This window comes from Skermanella stibiiresistens SB22 (assembly GCF_000576635.1).
GTDB classification, from domain to species: Bacteria; Pseudomonadota; Alphaproteobacteria; order Azospirillales; family Azospirillaceae; genus Skermanella; species Skermanella stibiiresistens.
This window is the reverse complement of sequence record NZ_AVFL01000046.1, coordinates 13,879-39,294: the sequence shown is the minus strand read 5'-3', so window position 1 is coordinate 39,294 and position 25,416 is coordinate 13,879. Positions and strand designations below refer to the sequence as shown.

Annotated in this window: 20 protein-coding genes and 2 pseudogenes; 12 read left to right on the top strand and 10 right to left on the bottom strand. The window is 62.0% G+C overall.

The features are described from left to right. Nucleotides 1-38: 38 nt before the first annotated feature. Together N825_RS32520 and N825_RS32515 are read right to left on the bottom strand one after the other, a co-directional pair. Nucleotides 39-648, bottom strand: a pseudogene (locus N825_RS32520) (IS66 family transposase); the annotation flags it as partial. A 737-nt stretch (nt 649-1,385) separates the two neighbouring features. After that, the gene (locus N825_RS32515; protein WP_198039012.1) at nt 1,386-1,847 is read right to left on the bottom strand and encodes an EipA family protein; all 462 of its coding nucleotides are present in this window, start codon (nt 1,845-1,847) and stop codon (nt 1,386-1,388) included. Between the two features lie 57 nt (nt 1,848-1,904). Between N825_RS32515 and N825_RS40860 the strand changes: the two genes are divergently transcribed. The 12 genes and pseudogenes from N825_RS40860 to N825_RS32460 all read left to right on the top strand — a co-directional run bounded on the left by N825_RS40860 (nt 1,905) and on the right by N825_RS32460 (nt 19,191). Further along, the gene (locus N825_RS40860; RefSeq protein WP_281174392.1) at nt 1,905-2,033 is read left to right on the top strand and encodes a hypothetical protein; all 129 of its coding nucleotides are present in this window, start codon (nt 1,905-1,907) and stop codon (nt 2,031-2,033) included. Between the two features lie 416 nt (nt 2,034-2,449). Beyond that, complete coding sequence (locus N825_RS32510) at nt 2,450-2,824, top strand: RT0821/Lpp0805 family surface protein (RefSeq protein ID WP_198039011.1); 375 nt, start codon at nt 2,450-2,452, stop codon at nt 2,822-2,824. Between the two features lie 292 nt (nt 2,825-3,116). Further along, nucleotides 3,117-5,330: a DUF3141 domain-containing protein gene (locus N825_RS32505; RefSeq protein WP_037460924.1), complete on the top strand. Its 2,214-nt coding sequence runs from the start codon at nt 3,117-3,119 to the stop codon at nt 5,328-5,330. A 24-nt stretch (nt 5,331-5,354) separates the two neighbouring features. Then, nucleotides 5,355-5,807: a hypothetical protein gene (locus N825_RS32500; protein ID WP_051513859.1), complete on the top strand. Its 453-nt coding sequence runs from the start codon at nt 5,355-5,357 to the stop codon at nt 5,805-5,807. Between the two features lie 125 nt (nt 5,808-5,932). Then, a pseudogene (locus N825_RS32495) lies at nt 5,933-6,874 on the top strand (bifunctional enoyl-CoA hydratase/phosphate acetyltransferase); the annotation flags it as partial. A 4-nt stretch (nt 6,875-6,878) separates the two neighbouring features. Beyond that, the gene (locus tag N825_RS32490) at nt 6,879-8,102 is read left to right on the top strand and encodes an acetate/propionate family kinase (protein ID WP_037460919.1); all 1,224 of its coding nucleotides are present in this window, start codon (nt 6,879-6,881) and stop codon (nt 8,100-8,102) included. Nucleotides 8,103-8,159: 57 nt separating this feature from the next. Then, a complete protein-coding gene (locus N825_RS32485; protein WP_198039009.1) occupies nt 8,160-9,215 on the top strand; it encodes an efflux RND transporter periplasmic adaptor subunit in 1,056 nt (351 codons plus the stop codon). Beyond that, nucleotides 9,212-10,354 carry an efflux RND transporter periplasmic adaptor subunit gene (locus tag N825_RS32480; RefSeq protein ID WP_063833975.1) on the top strand — a complete coding sequence of 381 codons (1,143 nt, stop codon included), beginning with the start codon at nt 9,212-9,214 and terminating at the stop codon, nt 10,352-10,354. The genes N825_RS32485 and N825_RS32480 overlap by 4 nt, the downstream gene beginning before the upstream one ends. Beyond that, nucleotides 10,351-13,512, top strand: a complete 3,162-nt coding sequence (locus tag N825_RS32475) for an efflux RND transporter permease subunit (RefSeq protein ID WP_051513855.1) — start codon at nt 10,351-10,353, stop codon at nt 13,510-13,512. Before N825_RS32480 ends, N825_RS32475 begins: the two co-directional genes overlap by 4 nt. Before the next feature lie 27 nt (nt 13,513-13,539). Further along, nucleotides 13,540-16,050 (top strand): glycogen/starch/alpha-glucan phosphorylase, encoded by a 2,511-nt coding sequence (locus N825_RS32470; protein WP_037460914.1) that lies wholly within the window; start codon nt 13,540-13,542, stop codon nt 16,048-16,050. Next, nucleotides 16,035-18,161: a glycogen debranching protein GlgX gene (gene glgX, locus N825_RS32465; RefSeq protein ID WP_084165269.1), complete on the top strand. Its 2,127-nt coding sequence runs from the start codon at nt 16,035-16,037 to the stop codon at nt 18,159-18,161. The genes N825_RS32470 and glgX overlap by 16 nt, the downstream gene beginning before the upstream one ends. 79 nt (nt 18,162-18,240) lie before the next feature. Next, nucleotides 18,241-19,191, top strand: coding sequence for an L-lactate dehydrogenase (locus tag N825_RS32460; RefSeq protein ID WP_037460912.1), 951 nt, complete (start codon nt 18,241-18,243; stop codon nt 19,189-19,191). Nucleotides 19,192-19,341: 150 nt separating this feature from the next. Here the strand turns inward: N825_RS32460 and N825_RS32455 are convergent, their stop codons facing one another. From N825_RS32455 to ppk2, 8 genes are all read right to left on the bottom strand, one after another. Continuing rightward, complete coding sequence (locus N825_RS32455) at nt 19,342-20,268, bottom strand: 1-phosphofructokinase family hexose kinase (protein ID WP_037460911.1); 927 nt, start codon at nt 20,266-20,268, stop codon at nt 19,342-19,344. Between the two features lie 240 nt (nt 20,269-20,508). After that, nucleotides 20,509-20,736 carry a hypothetical protein gene (locus N825_RS32450; RefSeq protein ID WP_037460910.1) on the bottom strand — a complete coding sequence of 76 codons (228 nt, stop codon included), beginning with the start codon at nt 20,734-20,736 and terminating at the stop codon, nt 20,509-20,511. A gap of 21 nt (nt 20,737-20,757) precedes the next feature. After that, a complete protein-coding gene (locus N825_RS32445; protein WP_037460908.1) occupies nt 20,758-21,213 on the bottom strand; it encodes a hypothetical protein in 456 nt (151 codons plus the stop codon). A 45-nt stretch (nt 21,214-21,258) separates the two neighbouring features. Continuing rightward, on the bottom strand, nt 21,259-21,639 hold the full coding sequence (locus tag N825_RS32440) for a hypothetical protein (RefSeq protein WP_157619699.1): 381 nt from the start codon (nt 21,637-21,639) through the stop codon (nt 21,259-21,261). Nucleotides 21,640-21,745: 106 nt separating this feature from the next. Then, nucleotides 21,746-23,329, bottom strand: a complete 1,584-nt coding sequence (locus N825_RS32435; RefSeq protein ID WP_037460904.1) for an aspartate:alanine exchanger family transporter — start codon at nt 23,327-23,329, stop codon at nt 21,746-21,748. 197 nt (nt 23,330-23,526) lie between these two features. Continuing rightward, nucleotides 23,527-23,742, bottom strand: coding sequence for a hypothetical protein (locus N825_RS32430; protein ID WP_037460903.1), 216 nt, complete (start codon nt 23,740-23,742; stop codon nt 23,527-23,529). A gap of 179 nt (nt 23,743-23,921) precedes the next feature. Continuing rightward, entirely contained in the window at nt 23,922-24,404 is a 483-nt protein-coding gene (locus N825_RS32425) for a DUF2279 domain-containing protein (RefSeq protein ID WP_084165268.1), read from the bottom strand. Nucleotides 24,405-24,580: 176 nt separating this feature from the next. Continuing rightward, the gene (ppk2, locus tag N825_RS32420) at nt 24,581-25,378 is read right to left on the bottom strand and encodes a polyphosphate kinase 2 (RefSeq protein ID WP_245613298.1); all 798 of its coding nucleotides are present in this window, start codon (nt 25,376-25,378) and stop codon (nt 24,581-24,583) included. Nucleotides 25,379-25,416: the final 38 nt, after the last annotated feature.

Below are 25,416 nucleotides of genomic sequence, written 5' to 3'. Positions count from 1 at the left end.
CGCTGATCTGACCTCAACCCGCCGCCTCAGCGAATTCGCCAACAGCATCGTCCTATGGCGCCACCCCAACCTTGACCATGATTGATCAGGCATACCCTGCCATCACGCAGGAAGCGGGTAAAGCCGTCCCAGCGCTTGAGCATGTAGTCGATCGCCTTTGCGACGTCATGGTGGCGGGACAGGCGGGCGCGTTCGGCTCGCATGCACGTTTCCAGGTCCGCCACCAGCGGTGCGCTCAGTTCCGTGCGCACGGCCAAGCGTTCGTCCGCGCTCCGGCCGGTGATCGCCCGATCGATTTCGAGCAGTCGGTCGATCCGCGTGACCGCCTCCAGCGCCAGCGGCGAGATCGGCGTCGTCCCCTTGCCGCGTCTGGCGCTGGCCGCGATGTTGGCCAGGACGACGAACTTGCGCCGCCTATGGTTCCCGCATAGGGCATCGCCGACCGGACCGTGATTGCGCTTCGGATCGTACAGCGCGTTGTAGCTAGCGTAGGCGTCGGCCTGGAGCACCCCGGCGAAGCCCTTCAGGTGACCCTCGGTGAAAATTGCCTGCACGTTGACAGCCCTCGGGATGCACCCCCACCCGGTCGCGCGAGTAGTGGAACACTGCCGCTGTCGGCCTTGCCCTTGCCCGAATGCGTCGGTTTCGTGCCGTCCGCCTCCATGACTGCGAGTTCCGCCAGAACCTCGTCCCAGAGGCGTCCACATCGGCAAAGGCGTCCTAGGATGCTGGAGAAATCTTTGCGGTTCTGACGGCGGCACCCATATGCTCCTGATTAGGTGACTGTTGACAACGGCCCCGGACATAGCCTGCCAGTCCCGAAGCGTTAGCCCTCTTTCGCCTCAAAGTAGCAATCCGGTCAGCATAGGGCGGCACGCCCCATCTGCGAACAAGATCTCATGGGATTGGCCACCACAGCTGGCTTCTCTCGCCTTGCCGATCGATCGCTTTCCCTTGGCGAGGCGGTCTCAGATGGTGCAACAGATAGTTCCTTAACGACGTGGAGGATTTCGTCATGCTCATCTCTTCCCATTTCAGTCCTACCAAGCCATGTGAGGTGAAGGCCATTGGTGATATAACCAGGGTAGCAAGTCAAGAAAGAGCTTCTCAGCATTTTGACTCGAATCTATACTTGTTATCAACACTGGCCAGAGCCGCTTTGTAACAGATTTATTTTTCGATCCTAGTCGTTACTCTCAAAATCAAAATCTTCGTTGCTGTTGATGTCGATGGGCATTGGCTGCTGGGCACCTACTGGAACGCAGAAAAACGTTAAGAATGGGCTTACTATTCACCCGGTTATGAAAGCACATTCTATGCGTGCCAGTCAGCCGTCTTCGCTTGGGCGCGGAGAGGCGGACCGAGCAACCAAGAAGTGCTTTCTATTACTTCATGGCGACTTCCACGCCGCCGATGCCAAGGTTCAGCCGGGCGCCTTTGCTGTTTGACGTGACCTTCACGATGACGCCCTTTGAATTCTCAAGATACCCTATGCCACCACCGCCAACCAGGGCGGCGCCGGATTGGGCAACCGAATAAGTGCCTCCAAAATCATTGACATCGCTGAGCTTGTAAACTTCGCCGGTCACGACGTTCGTGCCACCGCCAATGTCGGCCAACGTCAGACCGGAAGCGGAAAATGGATAATCCTTGCCTTTGTAATGAAGCGTACCGCTTCCCCAGGTATATCCCACGCCAACCGCGGCCGAAGCGCCACTGAAATCGATGGTTCCATCCGGCTTGACCTGTTGCTGCTGAGCCGCAACCGTGGGCACTCCGATGATAGTTACCATCGGCGCTGCAATAATGGAGCAGGCAAGTGCTGCAATGACGCTGTATCGGGTCACGTTTCCCTCCATCTACCGTTTGTTTTTAACCTGGCTCGACAACCGGTTCGTTAATCCATGCTGATGGACAAGACCAAGCCGGCACGCATGATTTTTCTTAAAGCGCAGAGCTTCCAGAATGATGATCTGGCGGCATTCTCTCGGCTTTTTCTTCACTCGGTCGCCATCATCTTGGTTGCTATGTAATATCTATACGACGGATGCCCACCCAGCGATACGATGTTACAGTAACATCTACATTTCAGTGCAAAAGAAACCTTCAGTGATGGGCGGCAGGATTATGGCGGCAGGGTACTTGACTGAATTGGTTGCTGTTGCTGAAGGTCTGTACGTCTGGAGGTTTTACCGCATACACGGCTGTACGCCCGGTTCCGGCAGCGCTTCCGGTGGCCATTTGACAGGTAACAGCCAATCCATGCAACGGTAACAGTCTAGGTAACAGCTGCTTTCACCCTCTATGATCATTTTGACTGTAACCCATGCAGGCCGCACGCAAAGGACGGCGCCACAGAAATTGCGGGAGGTTCCGCAGGGGGAGCTTCTCCAAGCGAAGCTTCCTGCCACTGGATTCGATGGTCCGATGCAGACGAGGCGTAATGACAATGAAAAACAAGAATCTTGTCCTGTTCCGACAGGCTCTGGCCTCGGTGGCTTTTATGCTGGTGACATCTTCCGCTGATGCTCAACTGCTGTTCGGCAGCCGGCTTGGGCAAGCGCATTATCAAGGTGATGATACCAAGATCATCATGCAGATCGGCGCCGACATGATGCGGAACGCGGCGGATGGTGAATCCCGTCCCTGGTCTAACCCGCAGACAGGGAACAGCGGCACCATCACCGTTCTGCGCAGCTACAAGCACAGCAATATGCCGTGTCGAGATGCTGAAGTAAACAGCAAGCTCAAGGACCGAAACGTTGTCTACGTTCTGCCGCTTTGTCAGATCGCTGAAGGCAGTTGGAAAATAGCTGCAAAATAGACTTACAACACAATAGAGCTGCATTATTTTGCGCTCATTGTTTTGCGCTGTTGTAACAACGCAGGTTAACCTGCACAATCAATCTTAAACTTCCTAACGGAATCTTAAGAAGTATAAAACTCGCAAGACTTCAATTGTATTTACTGGCGAATTATCCGTGGAACGTTAAGTTGAGGAATGATCGTGATCGAGAATGAACGCCAGGGAGTTCTAAATGCCGACACGCCTGCCAAGTTCAAAGGGTAGCTCGAGTTCCCCGGAGAGCTTGCCACCTGCAAAGGCAGCGAGCCCGATGCCCTTTCCATTTCTTCCTTTCAACCCGATCAACGAAGCCTTCGAGTATTTTACGGATGCATTCCAGCGCAGCATCCTGTTCTGGGACGTCATGCGTGAACGCGGCAATCAGGCTGTGGAGCATGTCGAAGCGGGGAAGCCGCCGGTTCTGTCCTTCCATCACGAGATCATCATGGATGGCAGGGCTCTCGAGCGGCCCTGCAACTATATGCTGCTGCGCATCTTTCCCAGTCCGGAATCCCAGGTGCGGATCGACCCGGCAATGCGCCCCTTCGTCATTGTCGATCCGCGGGCAGGCCATGGTCCTGGCATCGGCGGTTTCAAGCCGGACAGCCAGATCGGCAACGCCTTGGCGGCCGGCCATGCCTGCTATTTCATCAGTTTCCTGCCCGAACCGGTTCCCGGCCAGACGCTGGGCGATGTGGCATCCGCCGAAGCGGCCTTCATCGAACGGGTACATGCGCTGCACCCAAACGCCCAGGGCAAGCCGTGCGTGATCGCCAACTGCCAGGCGGGATGGGCCATCATGGCGATGGGCGCCCTCCATCCCGATCTTATGGGACCGATGATCATCGCCGGCTCGCCCCTGTCGTACTGGGCCGGCGTCAAGGGGCAGAACCCGATGCGCTATATGGGCGGCCTGTCCGGCGGCACCTGGATGACCGCGCTCTCCAGCGATCTCGGGAATGGCCGCTTCGACGGCTCCCTGCTCGTGTCCAACTTCGAGCGGCTCAATCCCAGCCACACTTCCTGGAGCAAGCCGTACAACCTGTATTCCAGGATTGACACGGAAGAAGAGCGTTACCTGGAGTTCGAGAAATGGTGGAGCGGCTTCTTCCTGCTGAACGGCGAGGAGATCCAGGCCATCACGGACGAACTGTTCGTCGGCAACAAGCTGTCCACCGGTCAGATCGTGACCAAGGACGGGCAGCGGGTGGATCTGCGCAACATCCGCTCACCGATCCTGGTGTTCGCCTCATTCGGCGACAACATCACGCCACCCCAGCAGGCGCTCGGCTGGATACTCGATCTATACAGCAGCGTGGACGACATCCGCTCCCGCGAGCAGACTATCATCTACAACCTGCATCACGATATCGGCCATCTCGGCATCTTCGTGTCCGGCAAGATCGCCCGGAAGGAGACGGCGGAGTTCGTCGAGAACATCGATCTGGTCGATCTGCTGCCACCCGGACTCTACGAACTGATCATCGAGCCCAAACCGTCGGATACCGCCGAGGACGATCTGATCGTCGGCAATTACGTCACCCGTTTTCTGCCCCGTACGCTTGACGACATCCGCGCGTTCGGAGTCAATGATCCGGAGGACGACCTGCGTTTCGCAACGGTCGCCCGGGTTTCGGACATCAACCTGGGACTGTACGACCTGTTCCTGCGGCCCTGGGTTCGCGCCATTACGACCGAGCCCGGCGCCGAAGCGATGCGGCGCATGAGTTCGCACCGGGCCAAATACTACATGCTGTCCGATCTCAATCCGGCCATGCAGGCGGTCAAGGCGATGGCCGGGAGCGTACGGGCAAACCGGCGCCCGGTGCGCGACGACAATCCATACCTCAAGGCCCAGAACCGGATATCCAAACAGATCGTCCAGGCGCTCGATGCCTGGCGCGACATGCGCGACGCCGCATCCGAAGCGGTCTTCATGAACACCTATGGATCGCCGGTTCTCCAGGCGCTTGTTGGCCTGCACGGACCGGGAGCGGAGGCATGCCCGAAGCGGGTCCGGGACGAGGCTCATGAGGCGCTGGTGCGGCTGCGGCTTGAAGAGATCAAGTCACGGGTCGCGGAGGGGGGCAGCGTGGAAGCGCTGATCCGTATCATGATCCAGGTCCGCGAGAGCGGGCACGGCGTCGATGAGCGCGGCTTTCAGATGCTCTGCAGGATCGGCAGGGAGCGCCGCGATCAGGAGCGGATTTCCGTGGACCGGTTCCGCGAGATCCTGAAGGAACAGATCTTCCTAATGGAACTGGACCGGGAACAGGCTCTGGCAGCCCTGCCCGGACTGGTGCCGACGGAGCAGAGCCGCCGCACCGTCGTCGACGCCGCACGACAGCTTCTGGACGTTCACGGCAAATCGCGCCCGGACGAACTCGCCCGGCTTCATCAGATCGAGCTGCTGCTCGGCCTGGAAACGCAACCGCAGACCAGAGTGAAGGAACCCGGCGGAGTCCCCCACCGCCAAGCTGGCTGATGTCACCAAACTGGGAGTGAGTCCATGACCCAAGCAAGCTCAAGCAATTTGGAAGGGATGATTCGTCCTGAAGAACTTCGCAAGATCTCCGAAGACAAGGAAATGGCCGAGCTGCGCCAGGCGCTCGAACGCCAGAAGAAGCTCGAAGCCGAGCAGAAGGACGTCCACCAGGCCTTCATGAACCAGCACGTCCATCCGGAAGCCAAGGCGCGGGTGACGCTGGCGGTGCGCCGGGCAGCCGAGCGCGGTGAGAAGGAAATTCAGGTGATGCGCTTCTCCAGCGCGTTCTGCACGGACCAAGGGCGGGCGATCAACAATTTCGAACCGATCTGGCCCGAAACCCTGACCGGTTTCGCCAAGGAGGCCTACGAGACGTGGGATCAGCATCTGCGCCCCCTCGGCTACAAGTTAAGGGCTCAGATCCTGGATTATCCCGATGGCATGCCCGGTGACGTCGGCATGATCCTCTACTGGTGATGCCGGAAGCGGTGGTCACCCGCCGTGGCGACTACCGCCTGTGCAGAGAATTGGCGCGCAGAGGACTGCAGGAAATGAAGCAGACGCAAGCGGAATCGCCAACCGATGTGAGCGTTCAGTCCGGTTCGACCAACCGGCGGCATGACAAGTACGAACGCCTGATCGCCCTGACCTGCGGAATCCCGGCGATTCCGACTGCCGTGGCGCATCCCTGTGACGAGTCCTCACTGCGTGGGGCGGTCGAAGCGGCCGAAGCCGGCATCATCGTGCCGATCCTGACCGGCCCCGCCGGGAAGATCCGGGCCGTGGCCGAACGGGCAGGGCTGGATATCTCGCCCTACGAAATCGTCGATGCGCCGCACAGCCACGCTGCCGCCGAGGAGGCGGTTTTTCTGGTCCGGACCGGCCGGGCCGAGCTGCTGATGAAGGGCAGCCTACACACCGACGAACTGATGGGCGAGATCATGAAGCGCAATACCGGTCTCAGGGCCGGCCGGCGGGTCAGCCACGCCTTCATCATGGACGTGCCGACATACCCTAAGCCGCTCGTCATCACCGACGCGGCGATCAACATCCAGCCGACGCTCGAAGACAAGGTCGATATCGTCCAGAACGCCATCGACCTTGCCCAGGCGCTCGGCATCGAGCAGCCCAAGGTGGCGATCCTCTCGGCGGTCGAAACGGTCACCCCGAAGATCCCCTCGACCATCGAGGCGGCGGCTCTGTGCAAGATGGCCCAGCGCGGACAGATCACCGGCGGGCTGCTGGATGGGCCGCTGGCGCTCGACAACGCCATCAGCGAGGAGGCGGCGCGGATAAAGGGCATAGACTCACCCGTGGCGGGTCATGCCGACATCCTGGTGGTTCCGGACCTTGAAGCCGGCAACATGCTGGCGAAGAACCTGAGCTTCATGGCCAACGCCGATGCCGCCGGCCTCGTCCTCGGCGCCCGCGTGCCGATCATCCTGACCAGCAGGGCCGACAGCGTCATGACGCGCATGGCATCCTGCGCCGTTGCCGCTCTCTATGCGCATCGCCGGCGCAATGAGAACCCGATAAAGGGGTGACGCGATGCCAGACACCATCCTCGTCGCCAATGCCGGCTCGTCGAGCATAAAGTTCCAGCTTTTCAATATCGTCGGGGCAGCCAGCGGAGGCACCGGCAGCCTCGACCTCGACCTGAAGGGACAGGTCGAGGGAATCGGCAGCCATCCCCGGCTGATCGCCAGGAATGCGCGGGGCGAGGTCGTCGCGGACGAGAGCTTCACCGCTGCCGACGTGCCGGACGCGCAGGCGGCACTTCGCCAATTGGGAAGCTGGCTGCGAGCCCGCCATGGCGGCGCATTCCCGGTCGCGGTTGGCCACCGCGTCGTCCATGGCGGTCCGACCTACGATACCCACGTGGCCATCGATGACGACGTGCTCGCCAAGCTGGAAGACTTGGCCCCGCTGGCACCGCTGCACCAGCCGAACAACCTCCTGCCGATCCGGGCGATCCGCGTGGCGCAGCCGGATGTCCTGCAAGTCGCGTGCTTCGACACGGCTTTCCACCGTGGACATCCTGAAGTGGCCGACCGCTACGCCATTCCGGAAGCATTGTATCGGGACGGTGTCCGACGGTACGGCTTCCACGGCCTGAGCTATGAGTACATCGCGCACACCCTGCCCGCCTTGGCGCCCGAGATCGCCGATGGACGCCTTGTGGTGGCGCACTTGGGCAGCGGCGCCAGCATGTGCGCGATCCGCAGTGGCCGGAGCCTCGACAGCACCATGGGCTTCACGGCACTGGATGGTCTGCCCATGGGTACGCGCCCCGGTCAGCTCGACGCCGGCGTCATCCTCCACCTGCTCACAAGCATGGGCATGACCGCCGACGCCATCCAGCACCTGCTCTATCACGACTGCGGGCTGAAGGGGCTGTCGGGCATCAGCAACGATGTCCGCGACCTGCTCGGCAGCGACGATCCTCGCGCGGGGCTTGCTCTGGACTACTTCGTCTACCGATCCAGCCTTGCCATCGGCTCGCTGGCGGCGGCCCTGGAGGGGCTCGATGCACTGGTCTTTACCGCCGGCATCGGAGAGAACGCCCCCGCGATCCGCGCCCGCATTTGTCGGAAGGCACGCTGGCTCGGCATCGAACTGGACGAGGCGGCTAACGCGGCGGTCCCTGCGGCGGGTGCTCGCCTGATCTCGATCAGGGCGAGCCGCGTCAAGGTCTATGTCATTCCGACCGACGAGGAGCGGATGATCGCGCACCATACCCTGGAAATTCTCGGAAGACAGCGGCGGCGCTGAGCTGGTCCCAGAAAGGATATCGATACCATGCCATGGACGGCGAGAACGGCAATCATCGTGAGCCTGGTCCTTCTGGGATGCGAGCAGCCGGCGCCTCCGCCCGCCGAGGCGACCCTCGTACGTGCTCTAGGGGTCCAGATGACGCAGTTCGACAGAACGGCTGCCCTGACCGGCGAAATCCGGGCACGCCGCGAGAGCAGTTTGGGGTTCCGCGTCGGGGGCAAGGTCGTCGAGCGCCTCGTGGATGTCGGCGACAAGGTTGCCGAGGGCGACCTGCTTGCACACCTGGACAGCCAGGACCAGCAGAACGCCCTGAAGGCCGCCCAGTCCGAGGTTGCCGCGGCACAGGCATCGATCGAACAGAGCCGGACGCAGGAGGAGCGCCAACGCAAATTGCTCGCCGATGGCTATACGACGAGGACCCAGTACGACAACGCCCAGCGGCGCTACGCCCAGGCACAGGCCGAACTGGCAGGCGCTCAGGCGAAGCTCAGTTTGGCCCAGGATACGCTGTCCTATACGGAACTGCGGGCCGACCGCGCCGGTGTCATCACGGCAAAGGGGGCGGAGCCGGGCCAGGTGGTGGCATCCGGCCAGATGGTGGTGCGACTAGCCGATCCGAACGAGCGGGAGGCCGTGTTTCAGGTTCCGGGAGCCGGCCTCCGGTTCGAGAGGAAGTCGGCTGAACTGCCCCCGGTGGAAGTCCGCCTTGTCAGTGATCGGAACCTCGTCGCCGAGGGAACCATCCGCGAGGTTTCGCCGGGGGTCGATCCTGTCACCCGGACCTACACGGTCAAGGTCGCCCTGACCGACCCGCCTCCCGCCTTCCTGCTGGGATCGGCCGTCGTCGGGCGGGCCAGGCTGCCGACGCAGTCGGTCATCAATCTGCCGTCGTCCGCACTGTTCCAAACGGCGGCCGGCGAGCCGGCGGTCTGGGTCGTCGATCAGCCGCAGGATACCGTCACCCTGCGGCCGGTGTCCGTCCTTCAATACGATACCGGCACGGTGACCGTTTCGAGCGGGCTCAAGGCTGGCGAAACGGTCGTGATCGGCGGTAGCCAGAAACTCAGACCGGGACAGAAGGTCACGATCAGGCGGGGGAGCGGAACATGATGAACAGGCAGGTTCCAAAACCGGGCGCTCGCTTGCTGCCGGCTGCATTTCTGACCATGGCCATGGCGGGCGCAATGACGCTCGGAGGCTGTGAACGGTGGAACGCGCAGGAAGCCGACGCAGCCCCCGTCATCCGGGCGGTCCGGACCGTCATCGTCGAACCCGTGGCCTTTAACCTGTCCGGCTCCGTCACCGGGACGATCGAGGCTCGGGCGGAGGCTGAGTTGGGCTTCCGCATCGCCGGCAAGCTGATCGAGCGGAAGGTCGATGTCGGGGACCATGTCCGGGCCGGCGATGTCCTCGCCCGGCTGGATGATCAGGATCAGCGGAATGCCCTGCGGACGGCCGAGGCCGATGTGGCTACCGCACAGGCGGAGCAGGTGCAGGCGGGCAACGAGGAAGCGCGCAAGCGCGAGCTTCTGAAAAGCGGCAACACCACTCAGGTGCTTTACGATGCGGCCCTGCTGTCCAAGCGCACGGCCGATGCCAAGGTGGTAGCCGCACAGGCCGCTCTCCAGACATCCCGCGACCGGATCGGCTACACCGAACTGGCGGCGGACAGGGATGGGGTCGTGACCGCTACCGGCCCCGATCCGGGCCAAATCGTTGATGTCGGCGAGATGGTGGTGCGGGTCGCCCAGCCGGAGGAGCGGGAGGCCCTGTTCAATATCGCCGAGGCTGGTGTCCAGTCGGCGCCGAAGGACCCGGTGATCGAAGTGGCGTTGGCCGGTGCGCCGGACATCACGGTGATTGGCCGCGTCCGGGAAGTCTCGCCCCAGGCCGATCCGGTCACCCGGACCCATGCCGTGCGCATAGCGCTGGAGAACCCGCCCGATGCGCTGCGCCTCGGTGCCACGGTGACCGGACGGCTCAAGCAGCCTCCGATTCCCGTGGTCGAACTGCCGGGAACGGCGATTTTCCAGGAGGCGGAGCGGAGTTTCGTCTGGGTCGCCGATCCGAAGGACCAGACCGTCAGGCGGCGCGCAGTCTCGCTCCGGCCTGGGCATGCCGGTGGGCCGGTCGTCGTCACCGATGGCCTTGCCCAGGGCGATATCGTCGTCACCGCCGGCGTCCACAGTCTTGCGGAAGGCCAGCGGGTCCGGCTGGGGAAGCAGATCGAAACAGCGGTGGCATCATGACCGGCTTTAATCTTTCCGAGTGGGCGCTGCGGCACCGCTCTTTCACCTGGTACCTGATCATCTCCCTGACGCTGGCCGGCGGCATCGCCTACACGCGGCTCGGGCGGGAGGAAGATCCGGCGTTCGCCATCAAGACCATGGTCGTCCAGACCGTGTGGCCCGGCGCCACCATCGACGACATGATCGATCTGGTGACGGATCCGATTGAAAAGAAGCTCGAGGAGGTTTCGTACCTCGACTACGTCAAGAGCTACACCAGGCCTGGGTTTTCGGTCGTCTACGTCAACCTGAAGGATTTCACGCCCGCCGGGGAGATCCCCGACCTGTGGTATCAGGTGCGCAAGAAGATCGCCGACATGAAGGGCACCCTGCCGCAGGGCGTCCAAGGGCCGGCCTTCAACGACGAGTTCGGCGATACCTTCGGAACCGTCTACGCCTTCACGGCCGACGGTTTCAGCTACCGCGAACTGAAGGACTACGCCGAAACGGCACGGGCCGAACTGATGCGCGTGCCGGATGTCGGCAAGATCCAGTTCGTCGGCATTCAGAACGAGAAGATCTATCTGGACTTCTCGACCCGGCAGTTGGCGGCGCTGGGGATCGACCGCAACCAGATCGTTGCCGAACTTCAGGCGCAGAACGCCGTGGCTCCGGCCGGCGTGGTTCAGGCCGGCGATGAGAAGGTCACGGTCCGGGTCAGCGGCGAATTCACCTCCGAGGAGAGCCTGAAGGCGATCAACCTGCGCGCCGGCGGCAAGTTCTACCGGCTGGCCGATCTGGCCCAGGTCAGGCGCGGCTATGCCGATCCGCCGTCGCCGATCTTCCGCTACAACGGCGAACCCGCGATCGGCATGATCATCTCAATGGCGGCCGGCGGCAACGTCCTGGACTTCGGCAAGGACATCCAAGAACGGATGCGTCAGGTCGAAGCGAACCTGCCGGTCGGCATCAACACCCATCTCGTCGCCAATCAGTCCGTCGTGGTCGACCATTCGGTCGCGGGTTTCACCAAGGCGCTGAAGGAAGCGGTCGTCATCGTCCTTGTCGTCAGCTTCATCAGCTTAGGCATACGCGCCGGCATCGTGGTGGCCTGCTCTATCCCGCTGGTCCTGGCGATGACCTTCATCGGCATGGAATACTACGGCATCGCACTCCAGCGGATCTCGCTCGGCGCCCTGATCATAGCACTGGGCCTGCTGGTGGACGACGCCATGATCACCGTCGAGATGATGATCACCAAGCTGGAGGAAGGCTTCAGCCTTGATAAGGCGGCGACCTTCGCCTACACCTCGACGGCCTTCCCGATGCTCACCGGCACCCTGATCACCGTTGCCGGCTTCATCCCGATCGGCTTCGCCCAGGGCGGTGCGGCGGAGTATTGCTTCTCGCTGTTCGCCGTGGTGGCGATGGCGCTGCTGTTCTCCTGGATCGTGGCCGTCATGTTCGCCCCGCTGATCGGGGTGAAGGTGCTGCGCCCGCCCAAGCCAGGGAAGGGGCATTCCGGGCACGGAGAGCCGGGCCGCATGATGCGGGCGTTCCGGGCGAGCTTGCGCCTCGCCATGCGGGCGAGATATATCGTGATCGTGTTGACGGTTGCCTTGTTCGGCTTGTCCGTGTTCGGCCTGCGCTTCGTTCAGCAGCAGTTCTTTCCGGCATCCGACCGGGCGGAGCTGCTGGTCAACCTGACGCTGCCCCAGACCTCCTCGATCAAGGCGACAGAGGAGGTGGTGAACCGGTTCGAGAAGGTGCTGGCCGCTGATCCGGAAATCGAGAGCTGGAGCTTCTACATCGGTCAGGGCGCCATCCGGTTCTATCTGCCCCTGGACGTTCAGCTCGCCAACGATTACTTCGCCCAAGCCGTGGTGGTGACCAAGGGATACGACGTCCGCGACGGCGTGCGGGCGCGGCTGGAAAAGGTGCTGAACGAGGACTTCTCCGATCTGAGCACGCGCGTCAGCCCACTGGAGATGGGGCCGCCGGTCGGCTGGCCAATCCAGTACCGGGTTTCCGGACCGGATGTCGGCGAGGTCCGGGACGCCGCCTACCGGCTGGCCGATACGATCGGCGCCAATCCCTACACGCTGCTCATCAACTACGACTGGAACGAACCGTCGAAAGTGGTGCGGGTCGATGTCGAGCAGGACAAGGCACGCCAGTTGGGAATCAGTTCGAAATCGCTGAGCGAGGCGCTGAACGCCACGGTGTCGGGTGCCGTCTTCACCCAGGTGCGCGACGGCATCTACCTGATCGACGTGGTGGCCCAGGCCAGCAACGCGGAGCGCAGCTCGATCGAAACGCTGCGCAACCTCCAGGTAGCCCTTCAGGACGGCCGCACCGTGCCGCTGAGGGAGGTGGCGATCCTGCGCTACGATCTCGAGCAGCCGCTGATCTGGCGGCGCGAGCGCCTGCCGACGATCACCGTCCAGGCCGACCTCGTCCCGCCGCTCCAGGCGCCGACGATCGTGAACCAGCTTGCACCGGTGGTCGACGAACTGCGGCGCAGTCTGCCGCCGGGCTACTCCATCGAGGTCGGCGGCACGGTCGAGAACAGCGCGAAGGGCATGACCTCCATCGTGGCGGTCTTCCCGATCATGATCTTCGTGATGCTGACCATCCTGATGATCCAGCTCCAGAGCTTCCAGAAACTGTTCTTGGTGATCAGCGTCGCCCCGCTCGGCCTGATTGGCGTGGTCGCGGCGCTGGCGCCGACCGGCACGCCGCTGGGGTTCGTCGCAATCCTGGGCGTCGTGGCGCTGATCGGGATGATCGTCCGCAATTCGGTCATCATGATAGCACAGATCGACGAACACCTGGAGGCCGGGGAGCATCCCTGGGATGCCGTGATCAACGCCACGATGCATCGCGTACGCCCGATCCTGCTGACGGCGGCGGCCGCCAGCCTGGGCATGATCCCGATCGCGCCGGAAGTCTTCTGGGGACCCATGGCCTACGCGATCATCGGCGGCCTGGTCGTAGCCACTGCCCTGACCCTGCTGTTCCTGCCCGCCCTCTACGTCGCCTGGTTCCGTATCAAGGAGCCCGGTCATGAGAAGACAATTGACGGGAAAACACCAGTTGAAGCTGAAAGCCCCGGACACCGACCGATCGCTGGCCCTTACGGACCGATGCCGCCGGCAGGGGTAGTGAGCGGGGACTGAGCATCCGTCACGCGGGGAGGACAGGTTATGGACAGCGACACGACGGTAGTCGGCGCTTCGACACAGAGCACCGTTGACAGGAGCAAACTCCTTGAGCAGTACGGGTGCGGCCCGATCCAGTTCACCGGAACGGGCGATGCGCTCTACGAGCGGCACCTCATGTACGACAACGTGGCCGATCAGGCGGCTCTGGGACCGTGGGAACGCTATGAAGCCGTCGCCCGCTCCGTCCGCGATGTGCTCTCGCAACGGTGGGTGCTCACGGAGAAGACATACGAGCGGGAGAACCCGAAGCGCGTCTATTATCTCTCCATGGAGTTCCTGATCGGACGCTCGCTGTCCAACAACATCCTGAATCTCCTTCTCGATCCGGCGATCGAGCGGGCCGCCGCCGACAAGGACCTCGACTGGCTCGCGGTGCTGGAGCAGGAACCCGACGCCGGCCTGGGCAACGGCGGGCTCGGCCGTCTCGCCGCTTGCTTCATCGATTCCATGGCCACCATGCAGCTTCCGGCGATGGGCTACGGGCTCCGTTACGAGTACGGCATCTTCAAGCAGACGATCCAGGACGGCTGGCAGGTCGAGCAGCCTGACAACTGGCTGCGGCGTCCCGACCCTTGGGAAATCGCCCGGCCTGGAGAGACGGTGGAAGTCCAGCTCGGCTGCTCGTTCGAGGTGCGTGGCGGCTCCCTGGGCGTGGTCGTCGGCAGGCCATCCAGCCTGCTCGGCATCCCGTACGACCGTCCGGTCGTCGGCTACGGCGGCAAGACCGTCAACACGCTCCGGCTCTGGGCCGCTGCGGCGCCCGATTACTTCGACTTCCGGGCGTTCAGCGCCGGAGAGTTCGTGAGCGCGCTGGCCGAGCGGCTGACTGCGGAGTCCCTGACACGGGTACTCTATCCCGACGATTCCACGAGCATGGGACAAGGGTTGAGGTTCGTGCAGGAATACTTTCTGGTCGCGTGCTCGCTGGCGGACCTCGTCCGGCGCTTCCGTCGGCACGATTCCGACTGGACCGCCCTGCCCGCCAAGGTCGCCATCCAGCTCAACGACACGCACCCCAGCTTGGCGGTACCGGAATTGATGCGGATCCTGCTCGACGAAGCGCAGCTCGGATGGGATCAGGCGTGGGGCCTAACCAGGCAAACGCTGGCCTATACCAACCACACGCTCCTGCCGGAGGCGTTGGAGAAATGGCCCCTGCCCTGGTTTGCGCTGCTGCTGCCCCGGCATTTGGAGATCATCCTGGAGATCAACCGCCGCCTCGTCGACGAGGTGCGGACTCGCTTCCCGGGCGATGACGGCCGCGTCGAGCGCGTGGCTCTGATCGAGGAGGGTTCCGAGCGCAGGATCCGGATGGCCAACCTAGCCATCGTCGGCACGCACAGCACCAATGGCGTCGCCTCCATCCATTCCGAACTGCTGCGCACGGTGACGGTCAAGGATCTGACCGAGACGTTCCCCGAGCGCTTCAGCAACAAGACCAACGGCGTGACGCCCCGGCGCTGGCTCCTGCTGGCCAACCCACACCTTGCCCACAGCATCACCAGGGCCATCGGCGACGGCTGGATCACGGACCTTGACGAGCTGGCGAGGCTGAGGCCGCTGGCCGATGATAAAGGTTTCGGCGATGCCGTCAGCGCCGCGAAGCGCGAGGCCAAAACGCAGTTCGCGAACTGGCTGAAATTGACGTCCGGCGTGACGGTGGACCCCGATACGATTTTCGACTGTCAGATAAAGCGCATCCATGAGTACAAGCGGCAACTGCTCAACGCGCTGCGCGTGGTGGTGCTCTACGATCGGCTTCGGCAAAATCCGGATCTTGAGATGGCGCCGCGCACGTTCTTCTTCGCGGGCAAGGCGGCGCCGGCCTACCACCTGGCCAAGATCATCATCAAGTTTCTCAACAGTCTGGCCGGCACCATCGATGGCGATCCGGCCGTGCGCGGCCGTCTCAAGGTCGTGTTCCTGCCCGAGTACTGCGTCTCCTTAGCCGAGCGGCTGATCCCCGCCACCGACGTGAGCAACCAGATCTCGACCGCCGGCTACGAAGCGAGCGGCACGAGCAACATGAAGTTCATGATGAACGGAGCGCTGACGATCGGCACGCGCGACGGCGCCACGATCGAGATGGCCGAGGCCGCCGGAGAGGAAAACTTCTTCATGTTCGGCCTGACGGCGGAGCAGGTGGCCGGCAGCCGTAGCTGGTACAGCCCGCAGTGGCACTACGACAACGAGCCGGAAACCCGTGCCGCCCTCGACCTGATCTTCTCCGACCACTTCAGCCGCTATGAGCCGGGCATCTTCGAGCCGCTGCGCCAGACCTTGCTGACGGGCGGCGACAACTACATGCACTTGGCGGACCTTACAGCCTATCTCGAGGCGGACCGGCGGCTGCTCGAGCTGTATGCCGACCCCATGGGGTGGGCGCGCAAGGTCATCCTGAACGTAGCCGGTTCCGGCAGGTTCTCCAGCGACCGCACCATCGGGGAGTATGCGGCCGAAATCTGGGATGTGAAACCATGCCCAGTGCCCTGATAGATGATCCGGCGCACACGATCCCTGCCTGCCAGCCCCAAGACCAACGGGGAACCAGTTCACCCCTGGGGGCGACGCCGTGCCGCGAAGGGGTGAACTTCTGCGTGTTCTCGAAGCATGCCACCGGGATCGTGCTGCTGCTGTTCGATGACGCCGACGACGCCCAGCCCGCCCGCGCCATCCGCATCGATCCGGCATCCAATCGCACCGGGCACTACTGGCACGTCTTCATTCCTGGCGTCATGGCGGGCCAGATCTACGGCTACTGTGTCGAAGGGCCATGGGACCCTTCGAGCGGTATGCGCTTCGATCCAGCCAAGGTTCTTCTCGATCCCTACGGCCGTGGCGTGGTTGTTCCGGATCGCTACAGCCGCGATGCCGCCAAAGGGGCCGATAGCAACATTGCGACGGCGATGAAGAGCGTCGTGGTCAACCCAAGCGCCTACGATTGGGAAGGCGACCAGCCGCTGCGATTGTCATCCGCGCAGACCATCATCTACGAAATGCATGTGCGCGGTTTCACCCGCCATCCCAGTTCCGGTGTCGGCGAGACGACCCGCGGCACTTTCGCCGGCCTGATCGAAAAGATCCCTTACCTTCAGCAGTTGGGCATCACGGCGGTCGAACTGCTGCCGGTGTTCCAGTTCGATGCCCAGGATTGCCCGCCGGGAAAGGTCAACTACTGGGGCTACGCACCAGTCTCGTTCTTTGCCCCGCATCAGGCATACAGTTCGCGCCAAGACCCTCTCGGCCCGGTGGACGAGTTCCGCGACATGGTCAAGGCGCTGCACCGGGCGGGCATCGAGGTCGTACTCGACGTCGTGTTCAACCACACCGCGGAAGGTGGCGAGGACGGACCGACGCTGTGCTTTCGCGGTTTGGACAACACCGCGTTCTACATCCTTCAGGAGGATCGTTCAGGCTACGCCAACTATACCGGCACCGGAAACACCCTGAATGCCAACCACCCGGTCGTCCGCCGGATGATCGTGGACAGTCTCCGCTACTGGGTGGAGGAGATGCACGTGGACGGCTTCCGGTTCGATCTCGCGTCGATCCTCGCGCGCGACCCGACGGGCCAGCCGATCCCGAACCCGCCGGTCCTGTGGGACATCGACACGGACCCGGCGCTCGCGGGCACCAAGCTCTTTGCCGAGGCCTGGGATGCGGCGGGTCTTTATCAGGTCGGCAGCTTCATCGGAGATAGCTGGAAGGAGTGGAACGGCAGGTTCCGCGACGACGTCAGGGCCCTCTTCCACGGTGAGCCGGGATCGGCGGCGCGGATGGCGGACCGGCTGGTGGGGAGCCCCAATATCTACGGGCACGAGGAACGCGAAGCCGAGCAGAGCGTCAACTTCATCACATGCCACGACGGTTTCACCCTCAACGACCTTGTGTCCTATGACCACAAGCACAACGAGGCCAATGACGAGGGCAACCGCGACGGCGCCGATGACAACCGCAGTTGGAACTGCGGCATCGAGGGGCCGTCCGACGATCCGGCTGTCGAGAAGCTTCGGAACCGGCAGGTAAAAAACTTCCTGGCCGTCACCCTGCTCTCGCTTGGTATGCCGATGATCCTGATGGGGGACGAGGTGCGCCGCACCCAGTCCGGCAACAACAACGCCTACTGCCAGGACAATGAGCTCAGCTGGTTCGACTGGGATCTGGTCGAGCGGCATGCGGACGTCCATCGGTTCGTGACCCTGCTGTGCGGCCGACGGCGCCTGCGCGACACGGAGCATGAGCGCCGGCGCTGGAGTCTGAACGAGCTGATCCGACAGGCGAGCAAAACCTGGCACGGCGTAAAGGTAGGACGACCGGACTGGGAGGAGAATTCCCTCGCCTTTGCTTTCGAGGTGGAGCTCCGCCAGGAGGGGATCAGCATATACCTGATCCTGAATGCGTTTTGGGAACCGTTGGAATTCGAGCTTCCGCCGGTGGGCGACGGCGCACGCCCGTGGCGCCGATGGATCGACACCGCGCTCGATGCGCCGCAAGACATCAGTCCGTGGGAGATGGCAGCCCCGCTGTCCGGCTGCACGTATCGGGCGGCGGCCCACTCCGTTGTCGTTCTACTTGCCGGATTGCGAGGGACGATGAACCGCTGATGGGAGCAATCGGTGCATTCCGTGAAGACGTGCTTGGGAAATATCGGTTTGTTCGATCTCGGACCATGAGGATCACGCCATGAAAATCGGAATTGTCGGAGCCGGCTTCGTCGGCAGCGCCGCGGCCTATGCCATGGTGATGCGTGGCGTAAGTACGGAGATCGTGCTGGTGGACCGCAACACCGACCTCGCGATCGCCCAGGCGGAGGACATCCATCACGCGACCCCCTTCGCTTATCCCATCTCCGTCAACGCGGGCGATTACACCGCACTGGGGGACGCGTGCGTCGTCGTGCTGTCCGCGGGGTCCAACCAGAAGCCGGGCGAAACGCGGCTGGAACTGCTGGAGCGAAATGCCGCCGTGTTCGGCGACATCATCCCACGCGTGCTGGAGGCGGCTCCTGGAGCGATTCTGCTGGTGGCAAGCAACCCGGTCGATGTCATGACCCAGGTTTCGCTGGAGATCGCCCGGCGGACCTCGCCGGATTTCCCGGTCGGGCGCGTCATCGGCTCGGGAACGGTTCTGGACACGGCGCGCTTCCGGGCGCTGCTGGCCAGGCATATGGGCATCTCGCCCAAGTCGGTCCACGCCCATGTTCTGGGTGAACACGGCGACAGCGAAGTCCTGCACTGGTCGGGCGCCGATGCCGGCGCGATGCCGGTGTCCGCCTTCGCCGACGAGATCGGCCGGCCTCTGACGGACGCCGTCCGCGCCGAGATCGATCAGGGCGTACGCGGAGCCGCCGGCAAGATCATCAAGGGCAAGGGCGCCACGTGGTACGGCATCGGCGGCGGACTGGCGCGTATCGTCCAGGCGATCTACGACGACGAGCGAGCGGTGATGACCTGCTCGGTCGTCAACCCGGAAGTAGCGGGCGTTCAGAACGTCGCACTGTCGCTGCCCAGGATCGTCGGGCTGGGGGGAGTGCTCGGCACCGTCTATCCGCGCCTGGACGAGCAGGAGACGGCGGCTCTGGCGCGCAGCGCCGGTATTCTCAAGGAGGCGGTGACGTCACTGGGTATTCGATAGATCCAGCAGGACGGGGTCGGGCGCGGAGTGGAGCAGTTGCGAACCATCATGGATTTGGGATCATGCCGCTGCCGTCTCCGCGCCGTTGAAGGAGGAAAAACCGGATATCCGCATGTTGCGCTGGTTTCGTGCTGTGCAACAACTGCACGGCTATCCCTGCGTCAAGGTTTCGTAAAATGCTTCAACACGCTCCCGCTGACACAGTTCGGTGCCGATCGTCGTTACCGTTGCCGTTCCTGCCGCAACTCCGAAGGCGAAAGCATCCTTGACCGTACGCCCAAGGGCGAGACCCAGCGTCATCGCGCCAACAAAGCTGTCGCCAGCCCCGACGGCGCTCCTGACCTCCACCTCAGGCGCGCGCAGGTGCTTGACCACGTCAACCGAGACAAGTAGCGCGCCTTCATGCCCCATCGTTATTACGAGGTGTTTGGCCGCTCCCCACGCCATCAGCTCCTGAGCCACCGAGACAAGGGCACCGGGATCCTTCAGATCCCGCCCAGTCAGCCCTTCGAGTTCACCACGGCTGGGCTTGGCGAGGTGGATGCCGTGCCCAAGAGCGGCCTTCAGTGCCGGACCGGAGGTATCGAGGACGAACTTCGCTCGTTTCGCCGCTGCGATTCCGGCTGCGATCCTATAGAAATCCTCCGGCACGCCGCGCGGCAGACTGCCGCTTGCAACAAGATAGTCGAAGTCGAGCATGGTAAGCTGTTCAAGGCAGGTGCGCCATTCCTCCTCCAGGATTTCCGGACCTTCGGGGGTGAAGCGGAATTCCTTGCCGGTTGATAATTCATGGACGACATGGCTGACTCGCGTCAGTCCCGAAACCGGCACTGTCCAGTGACGGACACCCGCCCTCTTCACCATGGTGTCGAGAACGCCGCCGGTCAGGCCGCCCGCTAGATAAACGGCTAGTGAGCGGCCACCCAGTTCGTTGATCACACGGGCGACATTGATGCCGCCGCCACCGGGATCGTAGCGCTCTTCGAAGCTCCGGACCTTGTGGGTCGGACGGACAACCTCCACTTTCGCCGAAGCGTCGATGGTGGGGTTCAGGGTCAAAGTCACGATCGGTTTCATGATCTCCCCAACTCTTCTGCTCAGTATCAAAGCGAGTGAATTTCAGCAGGCTTTCTCAATCTGAGAGAGTGCCGCACTGGACTCATGCGTCCTAAGTGCAATTGCCACAAGTCTCGTCCTGATGCGCGTGCAGAAGGCATCCGCCTCGGGAAAACTCTTTCCGGACCAGAACCGCTTGGATTCATCCCAGAAGCCAATCGTCTGGAGAAACGATACACCGAAATAAAACTCCGCGCCAACTCAGCTGAAGAATGCCGGGACTGTCCGGAATGAACCGTCGTTCTGCAGGGACGAGTTCAAGGTCCAGTGCAACATGTCCCTGATTTTTGATGCCGCACGTCGCTTTTGCTCCGGGGACATATGCGGCCAGCCATATCGGAAGATATTCGCCACGTCGTAGTTATTATGGTTCACATAGCTGCCGTCGTGCTTCCAACCGAATGGATAAGGCTCGTTCTCGATGGCCATCGTCGTATCGATTATCCTGGGTCAGTGATCGACGTTGCCTCGCCTGTATGAGATGATGTGGAACGTGTAGCTTAGATCAGCGCTTTTGTACAAACGACCGTCGCCCCAATTAGACGGTCCCGAATATCCGGTAGCCGGATCCTGCCATTCTTGAACAATCTTCAAGAATTCTTCCATGTATTCCTGGGTTTTCGCTCCAGCTCCTCCTTCGTTTCGTGGAAGACCCTCGACCTCGTTGTTCAGGTAGTTTTGAAGGTAATCCTTAAAATATGTGAGGGATGCGATTGTCGTTATGCCGCCCAATTCACCTCGATGATCCATGCCCGTCCGGCCGATGTCCGACACCAGGAAGCCGCGAAAATGCTCGAACGCCGCCAGGGGCGTATCGAAGGGTGGGGGCAGCTTTACCGCGAACTTCGGCGCCACGCCCATCATCTCCAGCCCAATCAAGGCGAGCGCGGTCGCTTCGAGCTTCATGAACGGTTGCTCGTAGCACGGTCCCCAGAGCCCAGTCTCGGCTGATTAGTGCGTGGCAAAGACCTGATCCGGCTGTTCAAGGCTCTTCGCAAGATCGTCAAGCCGTCTGTCGAGACGATCCCAATAAGCCGTATAGTGATAGAACCTTTTCGCCTCGAGGTAGATCTGGTTCGAGCACTCCATTTCATTGCCATCCGCCTGGAATGCTGCCAGCCTTCCGGCCAGGAGGTCTAGGCGCGCTCCGAACCGCTGTCGATGCGGGACGCAATGCGGATCGAAGCGAATGAAATCCCTGTTAACGACTTCCGTGATTTCGCTTCCCCGAAGGAATGTTCCTTGATCGGGATCCGGCAGTTCGGCAAAGGACATACAAGCCGGTAAGATAACGAAACAGGCAGCCATGACAAAAGCCGCCAGACTTTTCATGTCTCACCTCCTGGTCAGAAGCGTCCAGCGCGGCCTGTACCCGACTCTCCCTCTGCGCCTGCCCGCTTCAGTACGCGTAGTCAGCACCTCAGCCGTTGCAGCCATGTCATAGAAGTGTCAGGACAATATTGACGAACAGAACCTTCACGATCGTCATGGCGGGAAAGATCATGGCATACCCGACATCCGGGCGGTCCGTGGGCGCCAGCCGGTTGGCGTAGGCCAGGATTGCCGGGTTGCCGGTGGCGCCGGCGACGATGCCCACCACGTCGTCGAACGGCATCCGGAAGACGAACAGGCCCAATACGAGAACCGGCAGGACCAGTGCCGCCAGCACCACCACGCCCATTCCCAGCATCAGGAAACCCGTTTCCGTAACGGTTGCCGCGAACCTGGGGCCGGAGGCCATGCCGACCTGGGCCAGGAACAGGGTGAGCCCGAGGTTGCGCAGCACCAGGTTGGCCGAAATCGGAACGGTCCAGTTCAGGCCGGCTGTACGACGGAGGCTGCCCAGGATCAATGCCACGATCAGCACGCCCGCCAGTCCCAACACTATCCTGCCTATGCCGGGCAGCGATATGGCGATAGCGCCGACCAGGAATCCCAGCGCCATGCCCAGACCGATGGAGATGTAGCTGAACTCGGCGGTGCCTTTGATCGAGTCACCAAAGAATTTGCGCAGCTCCACGAAGTTGTCCCGGTGAGCGAGCAGGCCGACACGGTCGCCGAACTCGAGCACGAGATCCGGCCGCGCCTCAAGGTCGGCGTCGCCGCGCCGGACGTGGACCACGGTCGAATTCCCAGCGCCTGGCAGGTCGAGATCGCCCAGCATCCGGCCGACTAAACCGGGCCGGGACGCGAATACGCGCAGATAGTCGAGATCGCGGCGATCACCGGTGATGCGCCCGGGGGCCGCATCGCCCAGGATCCCACTTGCCTGGTCGAGCGCCGCCCTCGTGGGGCTGACGGCCAGCAGAACGTCTTTCTCGGCGATGACGGTGTCCGGAGGCGCCGGCTGGTTATGGTGGTTGCGCCGTAGCGCCACGATCCGCACCTGTGCGGGAAGCGTGACGGCTAAGTCGCTCAATCTCCTGCCGACAAATTGCGAATTCAGTAGGGTGATCTCGAGAAACTCCATGCCGGATCCCGCATGCGCCTCGATCCTGGGCTTCAGAATGACGAAGGCAAGGTAGAGAAGCAGGATGGGGCCGGCGACGCCGAACGGATATGACACCGAGTAGCCCACAGTCGGATCGTCGCCGAGCCGGGCTACGGCCGGCTGCAACGCCGCCGTGCTGGTTCCCGATCCCGCGAACAGCCCCAGCGCATGCCCCGGATCGATGCCCGCCGTCCTAACGAACAGCAGGCTGACGGCACCGGACAGCAACACCCCGGCCAGCGCCATCAGGTTTGCCTTCAGCCCAGCGGCGCTTGTCAATCCAAGAAAGAACTGCCTGCCGTATTGGATGCCGACGGCATAAAGGAAGAGCGACAGGCCGAGCGTTCCGACAATCGGCGCCGGCGCCGCCTTGGGTGCGAACCACCCCAATGCCAGGGCGACGAAGAGAACCGCGCCCACGCCAAGGGAAAATCCTTTGATGCTGAGTTCTCCCACGATGTAACCTACCGCGATCGTGAGAAACAGCGCCATCAACGGCTGTTGCTCGAGCATTGCCCGAATGAGTTCCATCACCCGTCCCTTCAGTAAACGACCAAACCGTGGCTGCGGAACCGGCTGCTTACCTCTGCATTCGGTGATCCGACATGATCCTGCCCGTATTCGATACCGATCCTGTGCCGTGTCCCGGTCCTGAGGCGACAGCGTGAGGCTACCTGTTCGGCCGGGCGTCCGGACCCGCTCCCGAGCACGCCCGATCGGCGATAGTTCTACGGTGGGCCGGAAATTTTTTTGGTAAACGGCACGTATGTGTACGGCATCTGCAAGTAGTTGAACACCGGGGTGTCCGCGTAAGGCCGAAGCAGCTTCGACAAATTCAGGCCGATGCCGACATAAAGATACTGCTTCCGGAGATCGACATCGGGTCGCTGGCTGTAGGCGTCGTAGTTTCGCGCTCGAAAGCCGATATGCAGTTCCAGGTACATCAGGTACGGATTCTAGATAAAGTCGAAGCCTTCGGTCTTGATCGCCATCAGGTAGCTGAGACGCTCGTAATCGGTGGTGACGTCCCAGTTTTAGTCGCCGCTTGTGAATGGGTTGTATTCGACCCGCAGGTCGATCTTGCGCGACAGTTCAGGAAAGGACCACAGCAGATAGCCGGCATCTACCCCCACAGTGTTGAACAGCATATCCTGGTATGAAAAGCCGTAGCGGTCGCTGAAGGCATCCCCTCCTCGATAAGGCCGGTCACTTCCAAGGAGGACAAGGCACCCAAACGGATTGCCTGATCCTTGTCGAAGTCCCAGCGTTCGTACTGTCCGGCGAACAGGTGGCTGAACAGATAGGCTGTATAAAGGTGCCCCAGCTTGTCGGCTCCGCCCTCTTTCGTTTCCCGATCGAACCAGCCTTCATCATGAAAGCTGGGACCGCCCGAGCCATAATCCCAGTTGGCAAAGCCCCACCCGAGCACAACCGCGCCGATCCCCAGGTTCAGGGCCACTGCCTTATCCTCCCTGGACCAGTCCGAAAACCACCCGGACCTGCTGTCAGCCGGAGCGCTGGATGGAGAACCGGTCTGCGCCAGCGCCCCGGTGGTGAACAGGCTCACCATTAAAGCGAACAGGAGACAATCCCGAAACCCGGTCATTCACAGTCCCCCCGCAGGGCTAGTCCTCCCTTCTTTCCATAACATCCGAACAGGTTGGCGAGTCTCGGCCGAAAATGCTGTGGGGCCTGGACACACGTCACCCGTCACATCAAACAGATTTACGACGGGAAAAGTGTGTCGGATGCGTACTGCCTCATGTCAAAGCACTTGCCGCGTTACTCGGCTTGCCACGCCATCTCCGGTATGAACTTGAACGGATAATGAGTATCCTTATAGTCTTTCGGTTCCTGCCGTTTGGGCAGTTTCACCTTTTCGGCCGGAGTTTCTTCGTAGGGGATATTGCTGAGCAGGTGACTGATGATGTTCAAACGTGCGCGTTTCTTATCGTCCGACCGCGCAACGAACCAGGGTGCCCACGGGGTATCGGACGCAACGAACATGTCATTGCGGGCACGGGAATAGTCATACCACCGGCTGTAGGATTTCAAGTCCATCGGCGACAGTTTCCAGATCTTCCGCCCGTCATTGATGCGGGCTTCCAGCCGCCTTGTCTGTTCCTCGGGGCTCACTTCAAGCCAATATTTCAGCAGGATCACGCCGGACTCGACGATGGCCTTCTCCACTGCCGGCACGGCGGCGAGGAATTTCTCAACCTGTTCATCCGTACAGAAGCCCATGACCCTTTCGACGCCGGCACGGTTGTACCAGCTTCGGTCGAATATCACCACTTCGCCAGCGGCCGGGAGGTATGGGATATAGCGCTGAATATACAACTGGGATTTCTCGCGCTCGGTTGGAGCCGCCAGGGCGACGACACGGAACACCCTCGGGCTTACACGCTCCGTGATGGCCTTGATCGTCCCACCCTTGCCGGCGCCATCGCGTCCTTCAAAAACAATGCAGATCTTTATGCCTTTGTGGACGACCCATTGCTGCAGCTTGACCAGCTCGACATGCAGCTTGGCAAGCTCGTCGTTATAGTTCCGCGTCTTCAGTTTGCCATACGGCTGCATGGGCTCCACGCTCCTGGTCGTCTTCCTGTTTTTCGCCA